A 20163-nucleotide genomic window follows, 5' to 3' on the forward strand; every position below is an offset into this window, starting at 1 on the left:
CTACCTGTTGATCGTCAAGGTGTCGATGTCGAAGAGGTAGCCGCTGCCGCCGGTGAAGACCAGGAAGAGCGGTCCGGTGGCGGAGCCGGTCAGCGTGGTGGACACGTTCTGGAAGGTCTCCCAGCCGCCGGTGGACGGCACGGAGACCGAGCCGAGCAGGGTGCCGGTGGCCGAGCCCGAACGCACCTGGATCGTGCCGCCCGCTCCGGCCGACGAGACGCGGGCGGAGAAGGTCTTGGCGCCTGCCGTGGCGACGTTCGAGTAGCCCGCCCAGTCGCCGTTCTCGATGAAGCCGAGCGTCTGGCCGCCGCTGGCCGGCGTGTGGGCCGCGGCCTGCACCCCCGAGCCGGAGGTGTAGGACTCGCCCTCGACCGTGGTGCTCGGCGCCGATCCGGTGGTGAAGGTGAAGGCGTCCACGTCGAACAGGTTGCCCTGCCCCGACACGCCCTTGAAGACCAGGAACAGCTTCGTCGTGCCGCCGGGCGCGTTGCTCAGATTGGCGGAGACGTCGGTGAAGGTGTCCCAGCCTCCGGTGTTGGCCACGGTGAGCGTGCCCAGCAGTGTGCCGGTCGAGGAGCCGGCTCGCACCTCGATCGTGCCGCCAGGGCCGCCGGAGGAGACCCGGGCGGTGATCCTGGTAGCTCCGGCCGGCATGTAGGGCTCGAAGGAGATCCAGTCGCCGTTGTCGGTGAAGCCGACCGTCGCTCCGCCCTCGGCCCCGCCGTGATTGGCGACCTGGATGCCCTGCTGGGCGCCGAAGTGCTCGGCCTGGCGGTGCACCGGCTGCAGCGTGCGCACGCTGTGGCCGGTCAGGCCGCCCTTGTCGGTGTACTCGGCGTCGAAGACGCCGTAGAGGTTGGCGGCCGCGTCGTGCTCGCCGTCGGTCGGGATGATGATCGAGCCCTCGCAGCCGTTCTTGGAGGTGATCGCGTGGGTGTGGTTGTCGTGTCCCAGCAGGTACGTCACCTTGACGCCGGCGCAGTCCACGGTGCCGTCCTCAGGGTCGGTGACGGTGACCTTGAAGGGCACGGCCTGGCCGTAGGAGAAGAGCTGTCCGTCGGCCGGGGTGGTCAGCGTCACGGTGGGCGCGGTGTTGCCGACCGTGATCACCAGGCTGGCGGTCCCGGTCAGGCCCTGCGGGTCACGTACGGTCAGGGTCGGCCGGTAGGTGCCGTTGGCGCTGTAGGTGTGCGACGGGTTCGCCTGCGTGGAGGTGGCGCCGTCGCCGAAGTCCCACGAGTAGGTGAGCGCGCCGCCCTCGGGGTCGGAGCTGCCGGCCGAGGAGAAGGCCACGGTCAGCGGCGCCTTGCCGGAGGTCTTGTCGGCGGCGGCCTTGGCGACGGGGTTGCGGTTGGCGCCGCCGAGGTACTCGATCCGGTAGAGCGCCTGGTTGCCGCTGCCCGTGCCGTAGTCCAGCACGTACAGGGCGCCGTCGGGGCCGAACTCCGAGTCGATGATCTGCGTGCCGTCCCACGGGAAGTCCTCGATCACGCCGGGGGTGCCGTCGCTCTTGACCTCGATCGCCTTGATCCACTGGCGGCCGTACTCCATGGCGAAGTAGCGGCCGTCGAGCGACTGCGGGAACTTGACCGACGAGGTCGAGCTCGCGTCGTAGCGGTAGACGTCGCCGCCCATGGGTGACTCGGAGCCGCCGCCGAACTCGGGCGGCGAGCCGGCGTCGCCGCCGTACCTGATCCAGCTGGGCTTGGCGGCCGGCAGCGTGGCGAGGCCGGTATTGCGGAAGGAGTTGTTGGCCGGGCCGCCCGCGCAGTTGTACTTGGCTGCGGAGGGGCCGCTCGGGAAGGTGTACTCGTTGTAGGTCTCGGCGGTGGTGTTGGTGCCGGTGCAGTACGGCCAGCCGTAGTTGCCCGGGGCGGTGATCCGGTCGAACTCCACCTGCCCGCTGGGGCCCCGGTTGGCGTCGGCGGCACCCGCGTCGGGGCCGTAGTCGCCCAGGTAGACCGTGCCCGTCTGCTTGTCGACCGACATGCGGAAGGGGTTGCGGAAGCCCATGGCGTAGATCTCCGGCCGGGTCCTGGCCGTGCCGGGCGGGAAGAGGTTGCCCGCCGGGATGGTGTAGGTCCCGTCCGGCTGCGGCTTGATGCGCAGCAGCTTGCCCCGCAGGTCGTTGGTGTTGCCCGAGGAGCGCTGGGCGTCGAACTGCGGGTTGCGGTCGGTGCGCTCGTCCAGCGGCGAGAAGCCGCTGGACTCGAAGGGGTTGGTGTCGTCGCCGGTGGTCAGGTAGAGGTTGCCGGCGGCGTCGAAGTCGATGTCGCCGCCCACGTGGCAGCACTGGCCGCGGTCGTTGGGCACCTCGAGCACGACCTTCTCGCCCGCCAGGTCGAGGGTGTTGTCGGCCTTCAGGGTGAAGCGCGACAGGTTCAGGTGGCCCTTCCAGGGCGCGAAGTCGGCCTCGGTACCGGTCACCGGGGCGTCCCCGGCCGGAGTGCTCAGCGTGGGGGAGTAGTACAGGTAGACGAAGCGGTTCGTGGCGAAGCCGGGATCGACGGCGATGCCCTGCAGCCCCTCCTCGTCGTGGGTGTACACACTGAGCTTGCCCGCCACCTTGGTCGCGCCGGAGGCGTCGGTGTGGCGCACCGTGCCGTCGCGGGCGGTGTGCAGCACCGACCTGTCGGGCAGGACCGCGAGCGACATGGGCTCGCCCAGTTCGGCCGGCCCGAGGGCGAGCTGGACCTGCTGGTAGTCACCGGGTGGGATGTCCATCGCCGCCGCGCTGGTGAGCACCAGCGACGCCGCGACGAGGAGCTTGGACCACGCAGACATGGGGGGTTCCTTTCCTGACCGGGGGGACGTCAGGGAGGTTGGAGGGCGCCTGCTCACACTACGCTTGACGTTTTGTGAAGACTTATCCCGACATTATGCGGCTGTCAAGCCACCTCAACGTTCAGTGAGTGAACGGTGACTTGCGACGAACATCTGCAAATTTTCAACTAAATCGCGTAATTCTGCTTCATAAAAACTTACAGTCGCTATACCTATCTTGACACCGGCGCCGCTTCCCGGCATGCTGCGCATCACAAATCGATTTGCATGGTGTGGGGAGCACATGACCGACTTTCCACGGCGGGTGCTGGTGACGGGGGCGGCAGGAAGCGTTGGCCTGGCCACCCTCGATCTCCTCGCGCGCCATCAGGTGGCGGCGACCGGGCTGGACCTGCGCGACCCCGGCGGCCTGCCCGCCGATCGCATGGTGGTGGGCAGCGCGGGGGATCCGGAGGTGGTCAGGCGGGCGCTGGACGGCGTGGACGCCGTGATCCACCTCGCCGCGCTCCCGGCGCCCGTGCTCGGCACGCCGGAGGAGGTGTTCTGCGGCAACACCAGGGCCACGTTCGTGGTGCTGGAGGAGGCCGGCCGGGCGGGAGTGCGGCGCGCCGCCATCGCCAGCAGCATGTCGGCCCTGGGCCTGGCCTGGGCTGACAGAGTGCTTCACCCGGCCTACGTGCCCGTCGACGAGCAGATCCCGCTGCAGGTCGAGGACCCGTACGGGCTGTCCAAGCAGGCCGACGAGCTCACGGCGGCGATGATGAGCCGCAGGCACGGCATGACCACCGTCGCGCTGCGCTTCCCCCGGCTGGGCGGTCCGGAGGACAAGCTCCAGCACACCGCTGAGGAGTGGGCCGTCGACCGGGCCGCCGGCGCCAAGGAGCTGTGGAGCTACCTGGACGTGCGGGACGCCGCCTGGGCTGCCTGGCTGGCGGTCACGCGGCCGATCGAGGGCCACCACGTGGTGACCGTCGCCGCGCCCAACACGCTGATGTCCGATCCGACCGAGGAGCTGCTGGACGTGTTCCACCCCGACAGCGAGCGGCGGGCGCCGCTGCCCGACCGCACCGTGCCGCTCGACCTGCGCGCCGCCGAGCGGGTGCTCGGCTTCACCGCGAGGCACGTGCTGCCATGACGAGCCCCATGCGAGAGACCCAGGCACCCTGGCCCGCCCGCGACCGGCTCCGCATCACGCGGGTCCGCCCCATCGTCACCGCGCCCGAGGGGCCGCCGCTGGTCGTGGTGAAGGTCGAGACCAGCGAGCCCGGCCTGTACGGACTGGGCTGCGCCACCTTCACCCAGCGCTGCCACGCCGTGGCCGCCGCCGTCGAGCAGCACGTGGCGCCCATGCTCGTGGGCCGCCACCCGGCCGACATCGAGGACATCACCCGGATGATCCACCTGTCGTCGTACTGGCGCGACGGGCCGGTCCTGAACAACGCGCTGTCCGGCGTGGACATGGCGCTGTGGGACATCGCCGGCAAGCGTGCCGGCATGCCGGTGTACGAGCTGCTCGGAGGCCGGGTCCGGGCCGCGGCCGACACCTATCTGCACGCGGGCGGGGCCACGGTCGAGGAGACCCTCGAGCAGGCCCGGACGATCCTGGCCGCGGGCTACCGCAACGTCCGGCTCCAGACCGGGGCGCCCGGCCTGGGGCACTACGGCGCCCCCGGCACGCCGGGCGGCTACCCCGGGCAGCCGTACCCGGACGGCTGGGACGTCCAGCGGTACCTGCGTGACACCCCCAAGCTGTTCGAACGTGCCCGGGAGGAGCTCGGGGAGGAGCCGGGCCTCATGCACGACGTACACTCCAGGCTCACTCCCAAGCAGGCGATCGGGCTGGCGCGGGCGCTGGAGCCGTACCGGCTGTTCTTCCTGGAGGACCCCATCGCGCCGGAGTTCTACGACCGCCTTCCGGAGGTGCGGCAGGCGGCGCCGATGCCGATCGCGGCGGGCGAGCAGCTCGGCTCCGTCACCGACGCGGCCCGGGTGGTCAAGCTGGGCGGCGTGGACCTGCTCCGCCTGCACGTCTCCTCGATCGGCGGTCTCACTCCGGCGCGCAAGCTGGTGGCGATGTGCGAGCTGACGGGCGTCGGCACGGCGTGGCACGCGCCCGCGGACGTCTCGCCGGTCGGGGCGGCGGCCAACCTCGCGCTCGACGTGACCACGGCGGCCTTCCAGATCCAGGAGGGGCACGTCTACCCCGACGCGGTCCTGGAGACGTTCCCCGGCACGATCAACCCGAGCCAGGGCTATCTCTACCCACATGACGCTCCCGGCTGGGGCGTCGACCTGGACGAGAAACAGGCGGCGAAGCACCCGCCGGTCACCCACCAGCACGAGCGGTGGGCAGCCCGGGTGCGCAGGCCCGACGGAGGGCTGGAGGCGCCCTGACGTAAAGATTCAGCGACTGAAAGGATTATGCCGATGTAATATCTCCGCATGCCCACCCAGCAGCCCCCTGCCAGGCGCGAACGCAAGAAGGCCGAGACCCGGCGCGCCATCGCGGACGCGGCCCTGCGCCTGTTCGCCTTGCGCGGGTTCGACGCGGTGACGGTCAACGAGGTCGCCGAGGCGGCGGACGTGTCGGCCAAGACCGTGTTCAACCACTTCCCGGTCAAGGAGCAGCTCTTCTTCGAGCACGAGCCGCTGCTGGCGGGCGACCCGGCCGAGATGGTGCGGCAGCGCGGACCGGGCGGGCGGGTGCCGGTCGAGCTGGGCCGGCTCCTGCGTGCCGAGCCGGTCGGCGACCTGGCGCTCTTCGGCCGGATCTATCGCGGGAGCGAGACCCTGCGCGCCTACGGCCGCGAGCTGTTCGCGGCGCGCGAGCACGCGCTGGCCGAGGCGCTGGCGGGGGAGAGGGGCGGCCTGCGGCCGCGGATCCTGGCGGCCTCCGCGCTCGGGCCCCTGCGGCAGGTGTGGGAGTCCATCCTGCTGGAGGCCGCCGAGCGGATGCCCCCCGGCGAGGCCGTCGCGCGGGGTGTGCGCACGCTGGAGGAGGCGTACGCCGTGCTGGGCGGCGCGTTCGAGACCTTCCTGCACCGCCAGGCCCCGGCGCCGCACCACGCTCCGCCGATCCCCGAGGAGCAGCCGCGCGCGATCCGCGGTGAGCGGCCGAGCATCAGGCGGGTCGCCGACCTCGCGGGGGTGAGCGCGACGACCGTGTCCCACACGCTCAACGGCCGCCGTCCCGTGTCGGAGGAGACGCGGCGGCGCGTGCTGCGGGCCATCGATGAGCTCGGCTACCGGCCCAACGTCCTGGCCCGCGGCCTGCGCACCAGCCGCAGCCAGACGATCGGCCTGATCATCCCCGACATCACCAACCCGTTCTACCCGGCGCTGGCCCGCGGCCTGCAGGACGTGCTCGGCCCGGCGGGTTACGACCAGATCATCAGCAACACCGATGGCGTCCGGCGCACCGAGCAGGCCGCGATCGAGCACATGATCGCCCGCCAGGTCGACGGCCTGGCCTTCGCCGTGTTCCACACCCACGCCGAGGACCTGCTGCCGGCCATCGAGGCCGGCATCCCGGTGGTCCGGCTGGGCGGCAGGCTGGTCCAGCGCGGCGTGGACCTGGTGCACAGCGACGACGAGGGCGGCGCGGCCGAGGCCACCCGCTACCTGCTCGGCTGCGGCTACCGCAGGATCGCCTTCGTGTGCGGCCCGGCCGCCGAGGGTCCGGCCGCCGAGCGCGTGGCCGGCTACCGCGCGGCGCTCGCCGACGCCGGTGTGGCACCGGACCAGGCCCTCGTGGCGCACACCCACTTCAGCCGCGCGGGCGGCGCGGAGGGCGTCGCACGGCTGCTGGAGCTCGCCGAGCCGCCCGACGCCGTGCTGTGCGCGAACGACGTCATGGCCATCGGGGCCCTGGATGTGGCGGCGCAGCGGGGTCTGCGCGTTCCCGGGGACCTGGCCGTGATGGGCTTCGACGACATCGACGCGGCCGGCATGGTCTCGCCCGGCCTGACCACCATGGCCAACCCGGCGCGCGAGATCGGCCAGGCCACGGCCGTGCGGCTGCTCGATCGGCTGCGCGACGCCATCGACGAGCCGTCCACCGAGCTGGTCGTCCCGGCACGCCTCGTACGCCGTCAATCCGCCTGAGGACTGAAGGCGGACTCTTGACACCACATCCGTTACGTGTAGATTTCGGGAACATCTTAACGATTTGCGCGCGCAGCCGATCCCACGGAGCATCCTTCATCCCCGAGAGGACGCCATGATCGCAAAACGTCGGAATCTCGCTCTCGTCCTCATCCTGGCGGCCCTGGCGTGGCTGCCTCAGGTCACACCGGCCACAGCGGCGAAGCTGTCGAGGAACGTGCACCTGTTCTACTACCCGTGGTACGACACGCCCGCCGGTGGCGGCGAGTGGCGTCATTGGCAGCAGGGCGACCACACCCCGCCCGAGGACGTCGGCGCCGATCTCTACCCTGCCCTGGGCGCCTACGACTCCGGCGACTCCCGGGTCCTGGCCCAGCACATGAAGTGGATCGGGCGGACCGGCGCCGGTGTGATCGTCTACAGCTGGTGGGGCCAGGGCAGCTACGAGGACGGCCTCGCCAGGCGCGTCATGGACGCCGCGGCCAAGCGGGGCATCAAGGTCGCCTGGCACCTGGAGCCTTACGAGGGCCGCACGGCCGCCTCGACCGTCGAGGACATCCGCTACCTGCACCAGCGGTACGGCTCGCACCCGGCTTTCGACAACGTCTTCTACGTGTTCTGGAGCCTGCAGGTCGCCGACTGGTCCGCTCTGGAGGCGGTGAACAAGGACAACGTCATCCTCGCCCAGACCACCGACACCACCAAGATCGAGCACTTCAACGGCATGTACACCTATGACGGCATCGCCGGGGCCACCGCGCCGGGCTGGAAGCAGGCCGGCGAGTACGCCAAGGCCCACGGGCTGATCTGGGCACCCTCGGTCGCGCCCGGCTACATCGACGACCGCGCCGTGCCCGGGAACACCACGCCGACGGTCGCCCGCGCCGACGGCGCCGCCTACGACAGGCAGTGGAGCAACGCCCTGGACCCGGCCATCGGCGGCTCTCCGACCTGGGTATCCGTCACCTCCTTCAACGAGTGGCACGAGGGCTCGGTCATCGAGCCGGCCGACGGCACCCCGCCGTCCGGCCCCGGTTACCAGACCTTCCAGGGCGCCTACGGCAAGCAGGGCAAGACCGCCGAGACGGCCTACCTGGACCGCACGCGGTACTGGGTCGAGAAGTTCGAGAGCGTGCGCTAGCCGTACGGGAAGGAAGACCGATGACAACGGTGGGCAAGCGGGTGCTCGGCCTGGCCGCAGCGCTCGTGATGGGACTCGCGGCCTGCTCGAGCGGAGGCGGCGGAGGCGGCGGGCAGGGGCAAGCCGGGCAGTCGTTGCGGATGTGGACGTTCAAGAAGTCGCACGCCGACGCGTTGAACAAGGCGGCGGCGCAGTTCAAGGCCAAGACGGGCATCAGCGTCACGGTCGAGGCGGTCACCCCCGACGACGTGTTCGTCAGCAAGGTCCAGAGCGCCGCGCAGACCAACGGCCTGCCGGACGTCCTGGAGGTGCACGCGTCCGGCGAGGACTTCGAGATGGGCTCGTCGGGCCTGCTGCAGGACCTGGCGGCCGACGTCACCGGCGACTGGAAACAGCGCCTGCTGCCCTCCACGCGGGAGAGCGGCGTGCTGACCCAGAAGAAGATCGACTCGGTGGCCGCCGACTCGCCCATCAAGAACGGCAAGGCCGGGCAGCGCTTCTCCGTGCCGTTCACGGCGGGGGCCTTCGGCATCGTCTATGCCAACAAGGACAAGCTCCGGGCGGCCGGGCTCGATCCGGACACCCCGCCGAAGTCGTGGGAGGAGTTCCTGAAGGCGCTGGAGGCCACGACCGGTAAGAGCCAGGGCGGGCTGTCGCTGGGGCTGAAGATCTCCCAGACCGGCTTCAACTGGATCTATCAGCCGCTGGCCTTCGCCTACCTCGGCAAGGAGCGTTTCCACGCGCTGTTCGGCAAGGGCACCACGCAGGGCTTCGCCTCGCCGGACGGCGTCAAGACGCTGGAGACGTACGCCAAGCTGACGCCGTACTGGATGCCCGGCACCGCGACGCTCGGCATCGACGAGGCCGACATCGCCTTCGCGCAGGGCAAGTCGGCCTTCGACGTGGGCGGCACCTTCACGCTGGCCTTCCTCGCGCAGAACGGGTTGAGCCCCGACAAGGTGCTCGCCTTCCCCATCCCGCCGTCGGCCGAGGGCACGCACAAGCAGATCTCGATGGCGCCGCTGGCGCTGACCGGGCTCGGCGTGACGGCCACGACGCAGAACCGCGAGGCGGCGGTCAAGTGGATCGACTGGGTGACCTCGCCCGAGGGCGCGGGCATGGTCGCCAAGGAGTCGCTCGACCTGCCCTCCACCGACCTGGGCACGCAGGCCGAGGCCCTGCTCGGCAAGGACCTGGCCGCGCTGCAGAAGTACTTCACCGGGCCGCCGGAGAGCACCTACGAAGCCGCTGACGACAGCTTCTTCCCCTCCGACTGGGACCAGGTCAAGCCCGGTGACCTCACCGTACGGCTGACGCCGCTGAAGGAGCTCGACCCGCAGCAGGCGGGCACGGAGCTGGACAAGGTCGTGGCGTCGATGTGGAAGTCCACCAAGTGAGCACGACCACCGTCGAACTCCCCGCGCAGCGGCTGCGCGAGCAGCCGCCCGCGCGGGCGCGGGCGGCGCGCTGGCGGCGCCGGCTGGTCGGATGGGCCTTCGTCGCGCCCGCGGTCGCGCTGTTCCTGCTGATGGGCGCCTACACGATCGCCAGCGGGTTCCTGCTGAGCTTCGCCAAGTGGAACGGCTTCACCCCCACATGGCGCTGGGTCGGGCTCGGCAACTACGCCGACCTGCTGTACAAGGACCCGTCGCTCGCCGCCGACCTGCGCCGGGCCGCGGGGAACACGGCGCAGGTCATGGTCGCTACGCCGCTGCTGACCGTGGCCGTCTCCCTGCCGCTCGCGGTGATGCTGAACTCCGTCACCCGTCTGCGCGCCGTTCTCCGGTCCGTCTACTTCCTGCCGTACGTGACCAGCGGCATCGCCGTCTACTACGCCTGGCGTTACGTGCTGGCGCCCGACGGCGCGATCAACCTGCTGCTCGGCTCGCTGGGCCTGGGCAGTCTGCGGCAGCTGCAGGGATTCCTCGGCAACCCGGACACCGCGCTCCCGACGCTGATCGTCGTCCTGGTGTGGTCGAGCGTGCCGGTGGCCACGCTGCTCTACCTCAGCGGGCTGCAGGCCATCGACCGCGGCATCATCGAGGCCGCGCACATCGACGGCGCCGGCTCCTGGCATGTGCTGCGGCGCATCATCTGGCCGCTGCTACGGCCCATCACCGTGGCCATCGTGCTGCTCGGCGTCCGCGACGCGCTGCACGGCTTCCAGATCTTCCTGATCACGACCAACGGCGGGCCCGGCGGGCACACCGACGTGCTGGGGCTGATGGCGTACCGGCTGGCGTTCATGAAGGGCCTGGCGCCCTCGCTCGGCCACGCCAGCGCGCTGGGCTGGCTGCTGTTCGCCGGAGCCGTCCTGCTGACCCTGGCCAACGCGCGGCTCCTCCGGCGGGTCCAATGAAGCGTTTCGCCTACGCCGGGCTGATCGCCTACGCCCTGATCAGCGTGTATCCGTTCCTGTGGATGGTGACGGGCGCCTTCAAAACACGAGGCGAGATCCTCGAAGGCAACCTGCTGCCGCGCGAGCCCACGCTCGACACCCTCATCGCCACGTGGAGCCGCCTGCACTTCCTGGACTACTTCCTCAACAGCCTCAAGGTCACGGCGATGACGGTGATCGGCGTGCTGGTGGTCTACAGCCTGGCCTCCTACGCCTTCGCCGTCCTGGACTTCCCTGGCCGCCGGTTCCTGTACTGGTTCTTCGTGGCGCTGCTGTTCGTGCCGGGCATCACGGTACTGCTGCCGGTGGTGATCCTGGAGAAGAACCTCGGGCTGCTGGGCGGCCACCTGGGGCTGGTGCTGCCCTTCGTCAACGGCACCGCGCCGCTGACAGTGCTGCTGCTGACCAACAGCTACAGTTCCATCCTCCGTGAACTGCGCGAGGCCGCCAGGTCGGACGGCGCGGGCGAAGCGCGGATCTTCTGGTCGGTGTATCTGCCGCTCGCCAAACCGGCGCACATCACCGTCGCCGTACTGACGGCGGTGCCGACGTGGAACGAGTACGTGCTGACGCGGGTGTCGCTCTCCAACCGGTCGCTGTTCACACTGCCGCTGGGGCTCGAGTCGCTCATTTCCAGCGACGTGCCGAGCTACAACGAGGTCATGGCCGCCTCTCTGATCATCGTGCTCCCGGTGATCGCGCTCTTCCTGCTCCTGCAGCGGTACTTCATCAACGGGTTGGTGGGGGCGATCAAGGGCTGATGCTTCATCACTTGGTGTCGCGCGCACCACGGGACGCCCGCGGCGTGGCGGGTGTCCCTGCCGATAATGTCATCCGTGCAGGTCATCGGGCTTCCCTGACCGCGACCGACATGCGCCGGCTCTGGCGTTCGGAAGGGGCAGGGCAACGGCAGGATGATTACTTGTGCTTCTTCGCCTGGCCTACCTGGCCGTCACGAACGTCTTTGCCGCGCTGAGGTTGTTGCCGCTGGTCGATCGGGACAAGGACGTCGAGATTCTTGCCTTGCGTCACCAGATCACCGTTCTTGAACGGCAGTGCTCGACGACCTCGAAATCCCCACCGCCCGAAGACGGAACCAACCGAAAGGAACCAGCTCTTGAGCAGCAAGCCCAGCGTCCTGTTCGTCTGCGTGCACAACGCCGGCCGCTCCCAGATGGCGGCCGGCTGGCTCACCCACCTGGCGGGGGACCGGATCGAGGTCCGCTCCGCGGGATCGGCGCCCGCCGACCAGGTCAACCCGGTCGCGGTAGAGGCGATGCACGAGGTCGGCATCGACATCACCGCCGCCCATCCAAGGTCCTCACCGTCGATGCGGTCGAAGCCTCCGACGTGGTCATCACCATGGGCTGCGGCGACGCCTGCCCGATCTTCCCCGGCAAGCGATACGAAGACTGGAAGCTCGACGACCCCGCAGGCCAGGGCATCGAGGCGGTCCGCCCGATCCGCGACGAGATCAAGAAGCGGGTCGAGAACGACCTCGCGGACCTGCTGCCTGCCTGATGCCCGCCATAGTTGCCACTGTGCCGCCAGGGCTCCTCATGCGTGGGGACGTCGGGGTTGAGACTGGCATGAGTCGTTGATCAAGTGGTCTGTATTCGAGCCGATTCCCCTGACGTCGGCCACTCTGAATGGTCGGTCGGTGCGTAGTAGTTTCAAGCTCCGCCTGCGCCGGCGGCGACTCTGCTGATGGTCTCATCGTGGAAGCTGAAACCTCTGGCGATGACCGCTGCAGGGACCTGGAGGCGTGCGTGGAGTGCGATCTTCCCGGGGATGAGCGGGTCCCGGGTCGGGTATATGCGATCATGTCCCGAAATGGACGCTCGTTTCCTTGGTATTGCTGATCTGGTCGAAGTCCCGCCCGTGGCAATCGTTATCTTGGTTTTCAAGCGTTCTCGCTGGCCAGCTGCTTGAAAGGCTGCCAGGCATGTAAGGCAAGCAGGTGGCCGCCGCCCGGCTGCTCGCCGACCGCAGGCGCGGGCCGGTGTTCCTGGCCGACCGGCGCGCTCCCACGTCCGGACGCCGCGCGCCGAACACCTCCGCCGAGCTCGACCCGCACGCCAGGGCTGGACGCTGCACCAGCTCTGCCGCAGCGCGCTGACCCACCTGGCCGCCACCGGCCGCACCGCCCGGGAGCTCCAGGTCAAGTCCCGCCACCAGCACCGGGCCAGCCTCGGCCGCTACATCCGCTCGGCGAGGACACCTCGGCACACATCACCGCCGAGCACGACTCGGCAGCACGCCGACGCTCCCGCTAAGGACCTCTCGGTTCTGTCTGCAAACGGGACGCTAAGCAGGGCTAACTACCCTCGCGTGTACTTCATGCCACCCGCGTTAGCGGCAGGCCAGGAAATAACCATCGTCCCGATCACCGTACAAAAGGCACCTAATGCATCAATGCGCGTCGGGCATTTTTACGAAGTCCGTTATCCGGGCTTCCGCACGCGTACGCTGGCCACGACCTGAACCCGCGGTTCCCGGACCCGTCTGGAGGGGTCATGACCGTGCACGATGCGCAGTCTCCCGACCTGCGGGGCGTTCCGTCGGGCACCACCTTGCGTTTCCTCGTCCTGGTACTGGCCATGGCGGTCGCCAGCGTCCCCCTCCTCGACGCGGTCCTCTTCCCGGCCGAGCTCAGCCGCAAGCTCGCCGACTGCTGGCTGAAGAGAGGGTTCGACTTCACCGATGCCAGCGGCAACCTCATCGTTGAGGTCGCCGCGCTCTCCGACACCGGCTGCGCGACGACAGAGGCGGGGATTCCCTACTGGCGCGGCCTGCTCGCCATGGCGGCGGTGCTGCCGGCGGCGTTCGCCCTGTACTGGTGGCTGCCGCGATGGCGCAGCCGGCGCGGGCGCATGGTGGAGCTGTCGGCGGTGGACGAGAACGGCGTGATCCGGGACCGGCTGCGGCTCCTCGTGGAGCGGTCAGGGCTGTCCGCCGCGCCGGCTTTCATGGTGGACACCACGAGTTTCGGCGTGAACGCCGTCGTGATCGGGCGGCCCAAGGCGCGCATCGTCAGCCTGCACGCCGGGCTGCTGCCGCTGTGCGCGCGGGCGCCGGAGCGGTTCGACGCGGTGGTGCTGCACGAGCTGGCGCATATCAGGAGCCGCGACGCCGACATCGCCTATGCCGTCGTGGCGTTGTGGCGGACGTTCCTGGCGCTGGTCGTGGCGCCGTACCTGATCCTGGACGCGGTGCCGACGCTGGTGACGTGGCTCCGGGTGTCCGGGGAACTGGGCGAGATGCGGACCATGACGCTGTCGTGGACCGTGACGGAGGTGGCCATGGTCCTCTTCCTGGTCCTGCTGGTCCACCTGGCTCAGGCCGGCACACTGCGGCACCGCGAGCTGTCCGCCGACGCGGAGGCCGTCGCCGCCGGCGCCGAGTGCCGCGTGTGGGCGGACGCCGCTGCGGCCGAGAGCAGGACGCCGGCGCTGACCAGGCTGTGGCGGGCGCACCCCACCTGGCGGCGGCGCCACGCGGCGCTGGACCGGCCTGAAGTGCTGTTCAGGCCGAGCCCCACGCAGCTGTTCCTGCTCGGGTGGACGGCGACCGTGCTGGGGGTCCCGCTCACGCGGTTCGGGGACGGGACGCTGACGGTCTGGCTGGTTGCGGTGCCGATCGCCCTGATCATCGTCTTCGCCGTGTGGCGGTCCCTGCTCCACGCGGGTCCCGGGAAGGAGCACGGACCGGGGTGGCTGCCGTCGGGGCTGGCCTTCGGCGCGGGACTGGCGGCCGGGGACCTGCTGGCCGGCCGGCTCGGCGTGGGCGAATGGGTTCCGCCGCAGTGGCCGGTGCTGCTGGTGCTGTTGCCCGCCGCCGCGATGTATGTGCGCTGGGTCGAACTGTGCGCCACGCTCCAGCTACGGCTGGGATGGCGGAGGAGACGGGCGCTCTGGCTGCCGGCTCTGGGCGCGAGCCTGCTCGCGGTGGCGGCCGTGCGGTGGTGGACGCTCGTCGGCGCGACCTACGCGCGCGACATGGACTTCGCGTCGGGCACTCTCGCCGAGACGATGGCGGCCGACGCTCCAGAGACGTGGAGCGGGCACCGGGCCGAGCTGATGGTCCTCGCCCACACGAGGATGCTCTTCCTCTCCGCGGGGTTCACCGCCGTCGATCTCGCCGCGGCCGTGGTGTTCCTGGCGCTGCCCCTGGCGTTGTGGGCGTGGCGGCGGGGGACCGGGCGGTGGACCATCGCCGTGGCGGGGACGGCGGGCGGTCTGGCGATCGTCGCGGCGGTCCTCGGCGTGCTGGTCCACCTGCGCTCCTGGGACTGGCCGGCGAGCGAGAACGGCCTGCCTCCCATCCTGATCCATCAGTCGAGCGCCTCGCTGGTCGCCTGGGTGGGCCTCGTGGTGCTGGCGGTGGTCGTGACGGCGGCCGCCCGGACGGACCGGCTCCTCACGGTGCTGCTCGCAACCGGTCTCGCGCAGCTCGTCGTGGTCGCGGGGTATTTCGCGTTCCTGGTGGCCGGCGGCTGCTTCGGGCTGGCGGGCGGTGCCGGCGTCGGCTGCCCGCCCGGGTTCGGCTGGAGTCTGCTCGGGCAGTTCGCGCGGGCCGTCGCGCCCGCCGCGTACGGGGCCGTGATGGTGGCGGTCCTGCTGGGGCCGCTCGCCGCCCGGGTACGCCGCGCCGATCCACGGCCGTGGGCCAGCCGGATCGTCTCCGCGGCGGCCGTGGCGGCGGCCGCGGGGATGGTGGCGGTGGCGGCCAGGGCGGTGTTCGGCGGGCCGCCCGCCGGCGTGGCGGCGCCATCGGCGCCTTCACCGGCCGCGAGCGTCTCCGAGCAGGAGTTCGCCTGGTGGTCGGCCGGCGCCAAGACCGCGCATGCCGCGCTGGTGGCCGATTACCGGCGGTACTTCGCCGTGCGTCCGGCCATGGCGCGCTTCGATGAGCTGAAGCGGGCGGAGAGCGCCGAGCTGCGCTCGTTGTGCGAGTCCCTCGGGCCCGACGCGGATCGGGCCAGGAACGCCGGCCCGTACCCCGAACCGGTACTCCGGCGGTCGCTGAGCGCGGCGCTGGACCAGGCCACGGCCGCCGCGCAAGCCTGCCTGGACTGGCTGGCCGCGCCGCCGAACAGCTATGTCCTGGCCAAGCAGGCGCTCAACGCCCTCGACCAGGGCGCGCAGAGCCTGACCCCGGTCCTGACGGCGATCCTGGAACGCCAGAACGCGCCGGAGAAATCGCCGACGGGCCGCATGCCCTCGCCGTCGCCGCATTAGCCTGAAAACCATGACACCTGTCTCGCTGCGCGCGGTGGTGATGGACGTGGTAGCCGAGGTGGCGCCCGAAGAGGTGCCCGTCGTCAAGTCCCTGGAGGGGCTCGGCTACGACGAGGCGATCAAGCGGCTGCGCCGCAGGAAGGCCGGCCGGGAACCGCTGGGCTTCGGCCTGGAAGAGATCAACGTCCTGATCTCGGGCGTGGTCTGGATCGCCCTCGACGAGATGGTCCGCAACGGGGCGACCAGGGTCTCCGACGGCGTGTTCGGCCGCCTGCGCGGCCGACTGTCGAAGAAGCCCGAGATCACCGCCCCTGAACCGGTGTTCACGATGCCGGACAAGGCACAGCGGCAGGCCATCCACGAGTACGTCGAGCACTACGCCCTCGCCGAGGGCCTGCCGGCGAAGCGGGCCGCGTCCCTTGCCGACGCGGTCGTCGCACGGCTGTCCCTCGACGGCCAGGAGGCGTCGTAGCGGTCCAGCTGTCCATCCACCATTCGGTGCATTCGCCGATCCACCCCATCCACCGCACACCATGACTTAGACGCCTTGCGTGGTGTCACGGAGGTATCGACTCGTGGTTGGCGCGTCAGGCCCCGCGCCGTCACGAGCGTAGGTTTCCCGTCGGAAAACGCGAACTCTCGACGGTGTGATAGCTGCGGCGCGTGGAGTGAGGCTCAGAGGGCGCCTTCCACGCTACTGTCTCGTTAACCCGGCATGACGCCTCCCGCGCTCATTGCCCCGGCTGAGCTCGCCGCACCCGTGCCGGCCGAGTTCTTCTCCACCGCCGCCCAAGTCATCCCCGTCGTAGTGGTCCTGCTCGTGGTCGAGGAACGCCGCGGCTGGTTACGGCCGAGCACCTCGGCGCCCAGCCTGACCGGCCGGACCGTCACCCTGGTTGCCGCGTTCTTGGCCGAGAGTTGGCTCTGGCCGCTCTTGGGCTCGGCTCCGCGCCGCGGGCCTACCCAGCTTTCCCCTACGCTGCCGGCGCCATCGGCGCCCTGATGGCGTGCATGGTGTTTCCCCTGGCCTTCGCCCTGGTGCGTACGCAGTGGCAGGAGGCATCCCCGCATGCTCGACGGGTGGCGTCCATGGGCATATTCGGCACAGTGATCGGTGCGCCCTACCTCGTTGTGTTCGGGATCGCCATCGCGATCAGCGGTTCCTTGCGTGACTCCATCATTTTCGGGTGCGGCTTCCTGCTCCTTGGCGCTGCCATCGTGGCCTGGTGGCCGCCTTCGCCGCAGAAGATTTCCTCCCATGACGAGCAGCCCGAGGGGAGCCCCCCGTGCGGTCCGGGGATTGAGGAACATCGCTGCGGACTCGTGTGCTCAAGGCGAACCTTGGCTCTGGGTCTACCCACGCATGGATGACGAACGTCCGACTGGTGCGCGCATGGTCGTGGTAGGGGCCCAGAGGTTGTGACCTATGACGGCCGTTCTTCGCGACGGCGAGGGCTTGCCGGTCCTGCTCGGACAGATCCTGCAGGAGGACGGCCGCCGCTCGATCACCTCCATCGTAGCCTCGGGCGTGATGGCGTCGTTGTCGCTGAGGTCGAGTTGGATGACGACGTCGGTGAGGGCAGAGCGTGTCGCTGAACCTCGGACAGGCCCGCGGGCGCAGTGGACACGACGGCCTCCTCCTGCTCAGCCTGCTCACGGGGGTACGGCAGCGCGCCGTGACGAAGGCGCCAGATCACGGGCGGCGCTGGCGGGCGTCGCCAACGGAAGGGGCGGTGCAGGCCGTGACCCCGCTGCACCGCCCCGTCTCGTGCCGTTGGCCGTCAGGCGGCCGAAGCTAGCTCAGCGGCGTGGTCGGCCGCCCACTGCGCGAGCGTGCGGCCCCGTCGATGGGGTGCGGCGGCCCAAGGGCGACCACCAGGTGCCGGGCACTGGGCCTACCGGTCGACTCGCAAAGCGGGTACAGCTATCAAGGCGGAAGATGACCGAAGGCGAGGACCTGCGCATGCACCGTGCCGACGACGTTCCCGCCGACGACGCAGCAGCAGCGGCGGCAGCGGCTGGCAGCAGCGGCGGCAGCGGCTGAGCGCATGGACCAGGCGGCCTCTTTGCTGCCGGCCCAGACCAGCGCTGCCGTGTCGGCGCTCCACCGGCAGCTGGAGCGGCTACACCGCCTGGCGGCCGGGCAAGACCGGCGTGCTCGGGCTCACGGCGCCGAGACGGAGGCACCGGGCCGGGATACGCCCTGAGACCTGTGGCGGCGGACGCCGGCCGCGCCAGGCTTCGAGCGCCAGGAACGCGCCCGCTCGGCAAGGCAGCGTGTGAGTCGATATTTAGCCGCCGAAGAGCGGGGTAGAGGGGATCGCTGAAGTGGCTGCGGCGGCCGGGCCAGGTGTCCATCGCCGCAGCACGGGGCGGGCTTTCTGCCCCGAGTCGACCCCCATCCGAAAGGCATGACACAGTTAACGATCACTATCAAGCAGCGTCCTCGCTTCGCCCTCCTGGGGTTGGAGGGAGAGCTGGATCGCCAGACCCAGCCCGCCCTGCTGCACGCGCTGGATCCGCTGTTGACCGCTTCCCGGCCGCGCATCGTGGTCGATACCGCGCAGCTGGAGTTTTGTGACTCCCATGGTCTGTGGGTCCTCATCGACGCTCAGCGCCGGGCCGAGAAACGTGGCGGGGCGCTGCGGCTGATCGGCGTGCACGGCAGCCTGGCCCGGCTGCTCACGATCACCCAGCTGGTAAGTCTGTTTCCGCCCTACAGCGATCTGGCGCACGCCTCGGCCTGGCCGGCTCGCGATTGACACACTAGGGGCCGCGAGCTCACCCGCCGCCGACCGCAGCACCGCCCATGGCAACACCTCTGACGGCAGCGCGGCCCACGGCAGCGCGTCAGGCGATGCGGGGAAGGCGCCGGGTGAAACGCAGGCGCAGGCGGCATCCGCCCTCGGGATGGTCGATGAGGACCTGGTCGGATAACCGGGCGATCACCCACAGCCCGTAACCATGGGCGGCGATCGGTGGAGGCACCACGGTGCGCTGCTGGAAACGCTCAAGGGTCAACGTGCCGGCAGGGTCGATGACCTCAATCCAGACACCCTCGGCGTCCGCGTGGGCCACCACGATGCCAGAGCCGCCGCCGTGCTCCAGCACGTTGTCCGCCGCCTCGTTGACCGCCAGCACGACATCGCGCAACCGCATGCCGGCAAAGCCCGCCGCTGCCACGAAGGACCGCACCTGCTGCCGCAACAGCCCCAGATCCGCGGTGATCGGGCAGCGAAGCGTGGTCAACTCGCCCATGCCCGCCCTCCAGCACCTTCATCAACCGGCCACCGACTTCCCCCGGCAGGCTAGTTCACGCCTTCCGTCCCGAACCAGGACGTCACTTCCCGCAGGATCATTCTCGGCGCCAACGGCTGTTCCTGCACGTGCTGCGGCATCTTGCGCCTCCCAGCTCTATCAGCAGGGCATGGACCTCATCGCCATCCAGCAGCTGCTTGGCCACGCGTGGATCGCGACCACGATGAAGTACGTGCACGTCACTGGCACTCACATCGAGGACGCCTGGGCCGCGGGCCAGCAGCGCGCCGCCGCCCGGCTGGAAGGACTACGGCGATGAGATGGAACCTGCGGCTGGCCGCCGCTAACCGCGGCATCTGGAAAGCCTCTGAGCTGCAGCGGATGCCCGCCGAGCACGGCCTGACGATCAGTGCCGGAAAGATGTCCGGCCTGTGGCCGGGCGAGCCGGCCAGCATCAAGCTCGACGACCTCAACGTCATCTGCGCCGTGCTGGGCTGCGGGGTCGAAGAGCTCCTCATTCCCGAGCCCGACAAGGTCAGACGCGTCGATGACGGCCAGGACCAGCAGGTAACGGCAGCAGTCGCGGGTGGCCCACCCGTGGTTTCCCAAGCGGAAGAACGGTCGTTGTCTGCCGCCTGCGTGACATGCCGCCGCGACGGGTTCTGCATGGTCCACACAGCTGCATGGACTGCCTGGCCCGGGGAGTCCTCGGCGCTCGCCGATGCTCGTCCTGCACTGTGCTTCGACACTGTTACCCGGGCAGCGAGGGCGAATGCGCCGGGTGCGGGCGGACGGTCGCGCTGAAACGGGGTTACTGCAGGTTGTGCTGGCAGCAGGCCGCCTACGAGTCGAAGGCGGCAGGCGGCCTGCCCCGCGGCGCGGTCTCGGTCCTGGAGTCCGGGCAAAGACTGCCGTTCCAGCAGCTGTTCTTCGACCGGATGAAAGGACGCCGCCCCGAAAGTCCAGTCCATGAACGGGGATGGCGGTCGCGGCCCAAGCCGCCCCCGCCGCCCGCGGTCCGGCCCGCCGAGCGGTGGATCCAGCTGAGGCTGTTCGAAGCACGCCGGGACTTCCCTCGGTTCGACGAGAGCGCCGATGTCGATCGTGCCAACCCGTGGCTGATCTGGGCGCTCTATCTCGCCTATCGGCGGGGCGAGGCGCGCGGGTGGCGACGTGGTGTTCGATTCGCCGTCCGGCGCGCTCTGGTCATCGTGTTGTCCCGGCATACCTGATTCGAC

17 protein-coding genes and 1 pseudogene are annotated in these 20163 nt (G+C 70.1%); 15 read left to right on the plus strand and 3 right to left on the minus strand.

Annotated elements, in window-relative coordinates:
• Positions 1 to 2784: a carbohydrate-binding protein gene (locus H4W80_RS62055; RefSeq protein ID WP_225964152.1), complete on the minus strand. Its 2784-nt coding sequence runs from the start codon at positions 2782 to 2784 to the stop codon at positions 1 to 3.
• Between the two features lie 283 nt (positions 2785 to 3067).
• Here H4W80_RS62055 and H4W80_RS52190 point away from each other — a divergent pair, with 283 nt between their 5' ends.
• From H4W80_RS52190 to H4W80_RS52220, 7 genes are all read left to right on the plus strand, one after another.
• Complete coding sequence (locus H4W80_RS52190) at positions 3068 to 3919, plus strand: NAD-dependent epimerase/dehydratase family protein (RefSeq protein WP_192791860.1); 852 nt, start codon at positions 3068 to 3070, stop codon at positions 3917 to 3919.
• 8 nt (positions 3920 to 3927) lie between these two features.
• Positions 3928 to 5178, plus strand: a complete 1251-nt coding sequence (locus H4W80_RS52195) for an enolase C-terminal domain-like protein (RefSeq protein ID WP_192791861.1) — start codon at positions 3928 to 3930, stop codon at positions 5176 to 5178.
• Positions 5179 to 5226: 48 nt separating this feature from the next.
• Positions 5227 to 6888: a substrate-binding domain-containing protein gene (locus H4W80_RS52200; protein WP_192791862.1), complete on the plus strand. Its 1662-nt coding sequence runs from the start codon at positions 5227 to 5229 to the stop codon at positions 6886 to 6888.
• Positions 6889 to 7003: 115 nt separating this feature from the next.
• Complete coding sequence (locus H4W80_RS52205; RefSeq protein WP_192791863.1) at positions 7004 to 8029, plus strand: glycoside hydrolase family 99 protein; 1026 nt, start codon at positions 7004 to 7006, stop codon at positions 8027 to 8029.
• A 20-nt stretch (positions 8030 to 8049) separates the two neighbouring features.
• Positions 8050 to 9426 carry an ABC transporter substrate-binding protein gene (locus H4W80_RS52210; protein WP_192791864.1) on the plus strand — a complete coding sequence of 459 codons (1377 nt, stop codon included), beginning with the start codon at positions 8050 to 8052 and terminating at the stop codon, positions 9424 to 9426.
• Positions 9423 to 10388: a carbohydrate ABC transporter permease gene (locus H4W80_RS64130; protein WP_318787477.1), complete on the plus strand. Its 966-nt coding sequence runs from the start codon at positions 9423 to 9425 to the stop codon at positions 10386 to 10388. Before H4W80_RS52210 ends, H4W80_RS64130 begins: the two co-directional genes overlap by 4 nt.
• Positions 10385 to 11188 carry a carbohydrate ABC transporter permease gene (locus H4W80_RS52220; RefSeq protein WP_192791865.1) on the plus strand — a complete coding sequence of 268 codons (804 nt, stop codon included), beginning with the start codon at positions 10385 to 10387 and terminating at the stop codon, positions 11186 to 11188. Before H4W80_RS64130 ends, H4W80_RS52220 begins: the two co-directional genes overlap by 4 nt.
• 157 nt (positions 11189 to 11345) lie before the next feature.
• Here the strand turns inward: H4W80_RS52220 and H4W80_RS52225 are convergent, their stop codons facing one another.
• The gene (locus H4W80_RS52225) at positions 11346 to 11555 is read right to left on the minus strand and encodes a hypothetical protein (protein ID WP_192791866.1); all 210 of its coding nucleotides are present in this window, start codon (positions 11553 to 11555) and stop codon (positions 11346 to 11348) included.
• Between the two features lie 46 nt (positions 11556 to 11601).
• Between H4W80_RS52225 and H4W80_RS52230 the strand changes: the two are divergent.
• From H4W80_RS52230 to H4W80_RS52250, 5 genes and pseudogenes are all read left to right on the plus strand, one after another.
• Positions 11602 to 11948, plus strand: a pseudogene (locus H4W80_RS52230) (arsenate reductase ArsC).
• 439 nt (positions 11949 to 12387) lie between these two features.
• A complete protein-coding gene (locus tag H4W80_RS52235) occupies positions 12388 to 12546 on the plus strand; it encodes a hypothetical protein (protein ID WP_192791867.1) in 159 nt (52 codons plus the stop codon).
• A 397-nt stretch (positions 12547 to 12943) separates the two neighbouring features.
• The gene (locus H4W80_RS52240) at positions 12944 to 15667 is read left to right on the plus strand and encodes a M48 family metalloprotease (protein WP_192791868.1); all 2724 of its coding nucleotides are present in this window, start codon (positions 12944 to 12946) and stop codon (positions 15665 to 15667) included.
• 10 nt (positions 15668 to 15677) lie between these two features.
• Complete coding sequence (locus tag H4W80_RS52245; RefSeq protein WP_192791869.1) at positions 15678 to 16139, plus strand: hypothetical protein; 462 nt, start codon at positions 15678 to 15680, stop codon at positions 16137 to 16139.
• 1939 nt (positions 16140 to 18078) lie between these two features.
• Entirely contained in the window at positions 18079 to 18429 is a 351-nt protein-coding gene (locus H4W80_RS52250) for an STAS domain-containing protein (protein WP_192791870.1), read from the plus strand.
• An 88-nt stretch (positions 18430 to 18517) separates the two neighbouring features.
• Here the strand turns inward: H4W80_RS52250 and H4W80_RS52255 are convergent, their stop codons facing one another.
• On the minus strand, positions 18518 to 18925 hold the full coding sequence (locus H4W80_RS52255) for an ATP-binding protein (protein WP_192791871.1): 408 nt from the start codon (positions 18923 to 18925) through the stop codon (positions 18518 to 18520).
• Between H4W80_RS52255 and H4W80_RS62060 the strand changes: the two genes are divergently transcribed.
• The 3 genes from H4W80_RS62060 to H4W80_RS52270 are packed head-to-tail and all read left to right on the plus strand — an operon-like array spanning position 18924 to position 20157.
• The gene (locus H4W80_RS62060; RefSeq protein WP_225964153.1) at positions 18924 to 19244 is read left to right on the plus strand and encodes a tyrosine-type recombinase/integrase; all 321 of its coding nucleotides are present in this window, start codon (positions 18924 to 18926) and stop codon (positions 19242 to 19244) included. The genes H4W80_RS52255 and H4W80_RS62060 overlap by 2 nt on opposite strands.
• The gene (locus H4W80_RS52265; protein ID WP_225964154.1) at positions 19241 to 19729 is read left to right on the plus strand and encodes a helix-turn-helix domain-containing protein; all 489 of its coding nucleotides are present in this window, start codon (positions 19241 to 19243) and stop codon (positions 19727 to 19729) included. Before H4W80_RS62060 ends, H4W80_RS52265 begins: the two co-directional genes overlap by 4 nt.
• A 17-nt stretch (positions 19730 to 19746) precedes the next feature.
• On the plus strand, positions 19747 to 20157 hold the full coding sequence (locus H4W80_RS52270; RefSeq protein ID WP_192791873.1) for a hypothetical protein: 411 nt from the start codon (positions 19747 to 19749) through the stop codon (positions 20155 to 20157).
• Positions 20158 to 20163 lie beyond the last annotated feature (6 nt).

The organism is Nonomuraea angiospora (assembly GCF_014873145.1).
GTDB classification, from domain to species: Bacteria; Actinomycetota; Actinomycetes; order Streptosporangiales; family Streptosporangiaceae; genus Nonomuraea; species Nonomuraea angiospora.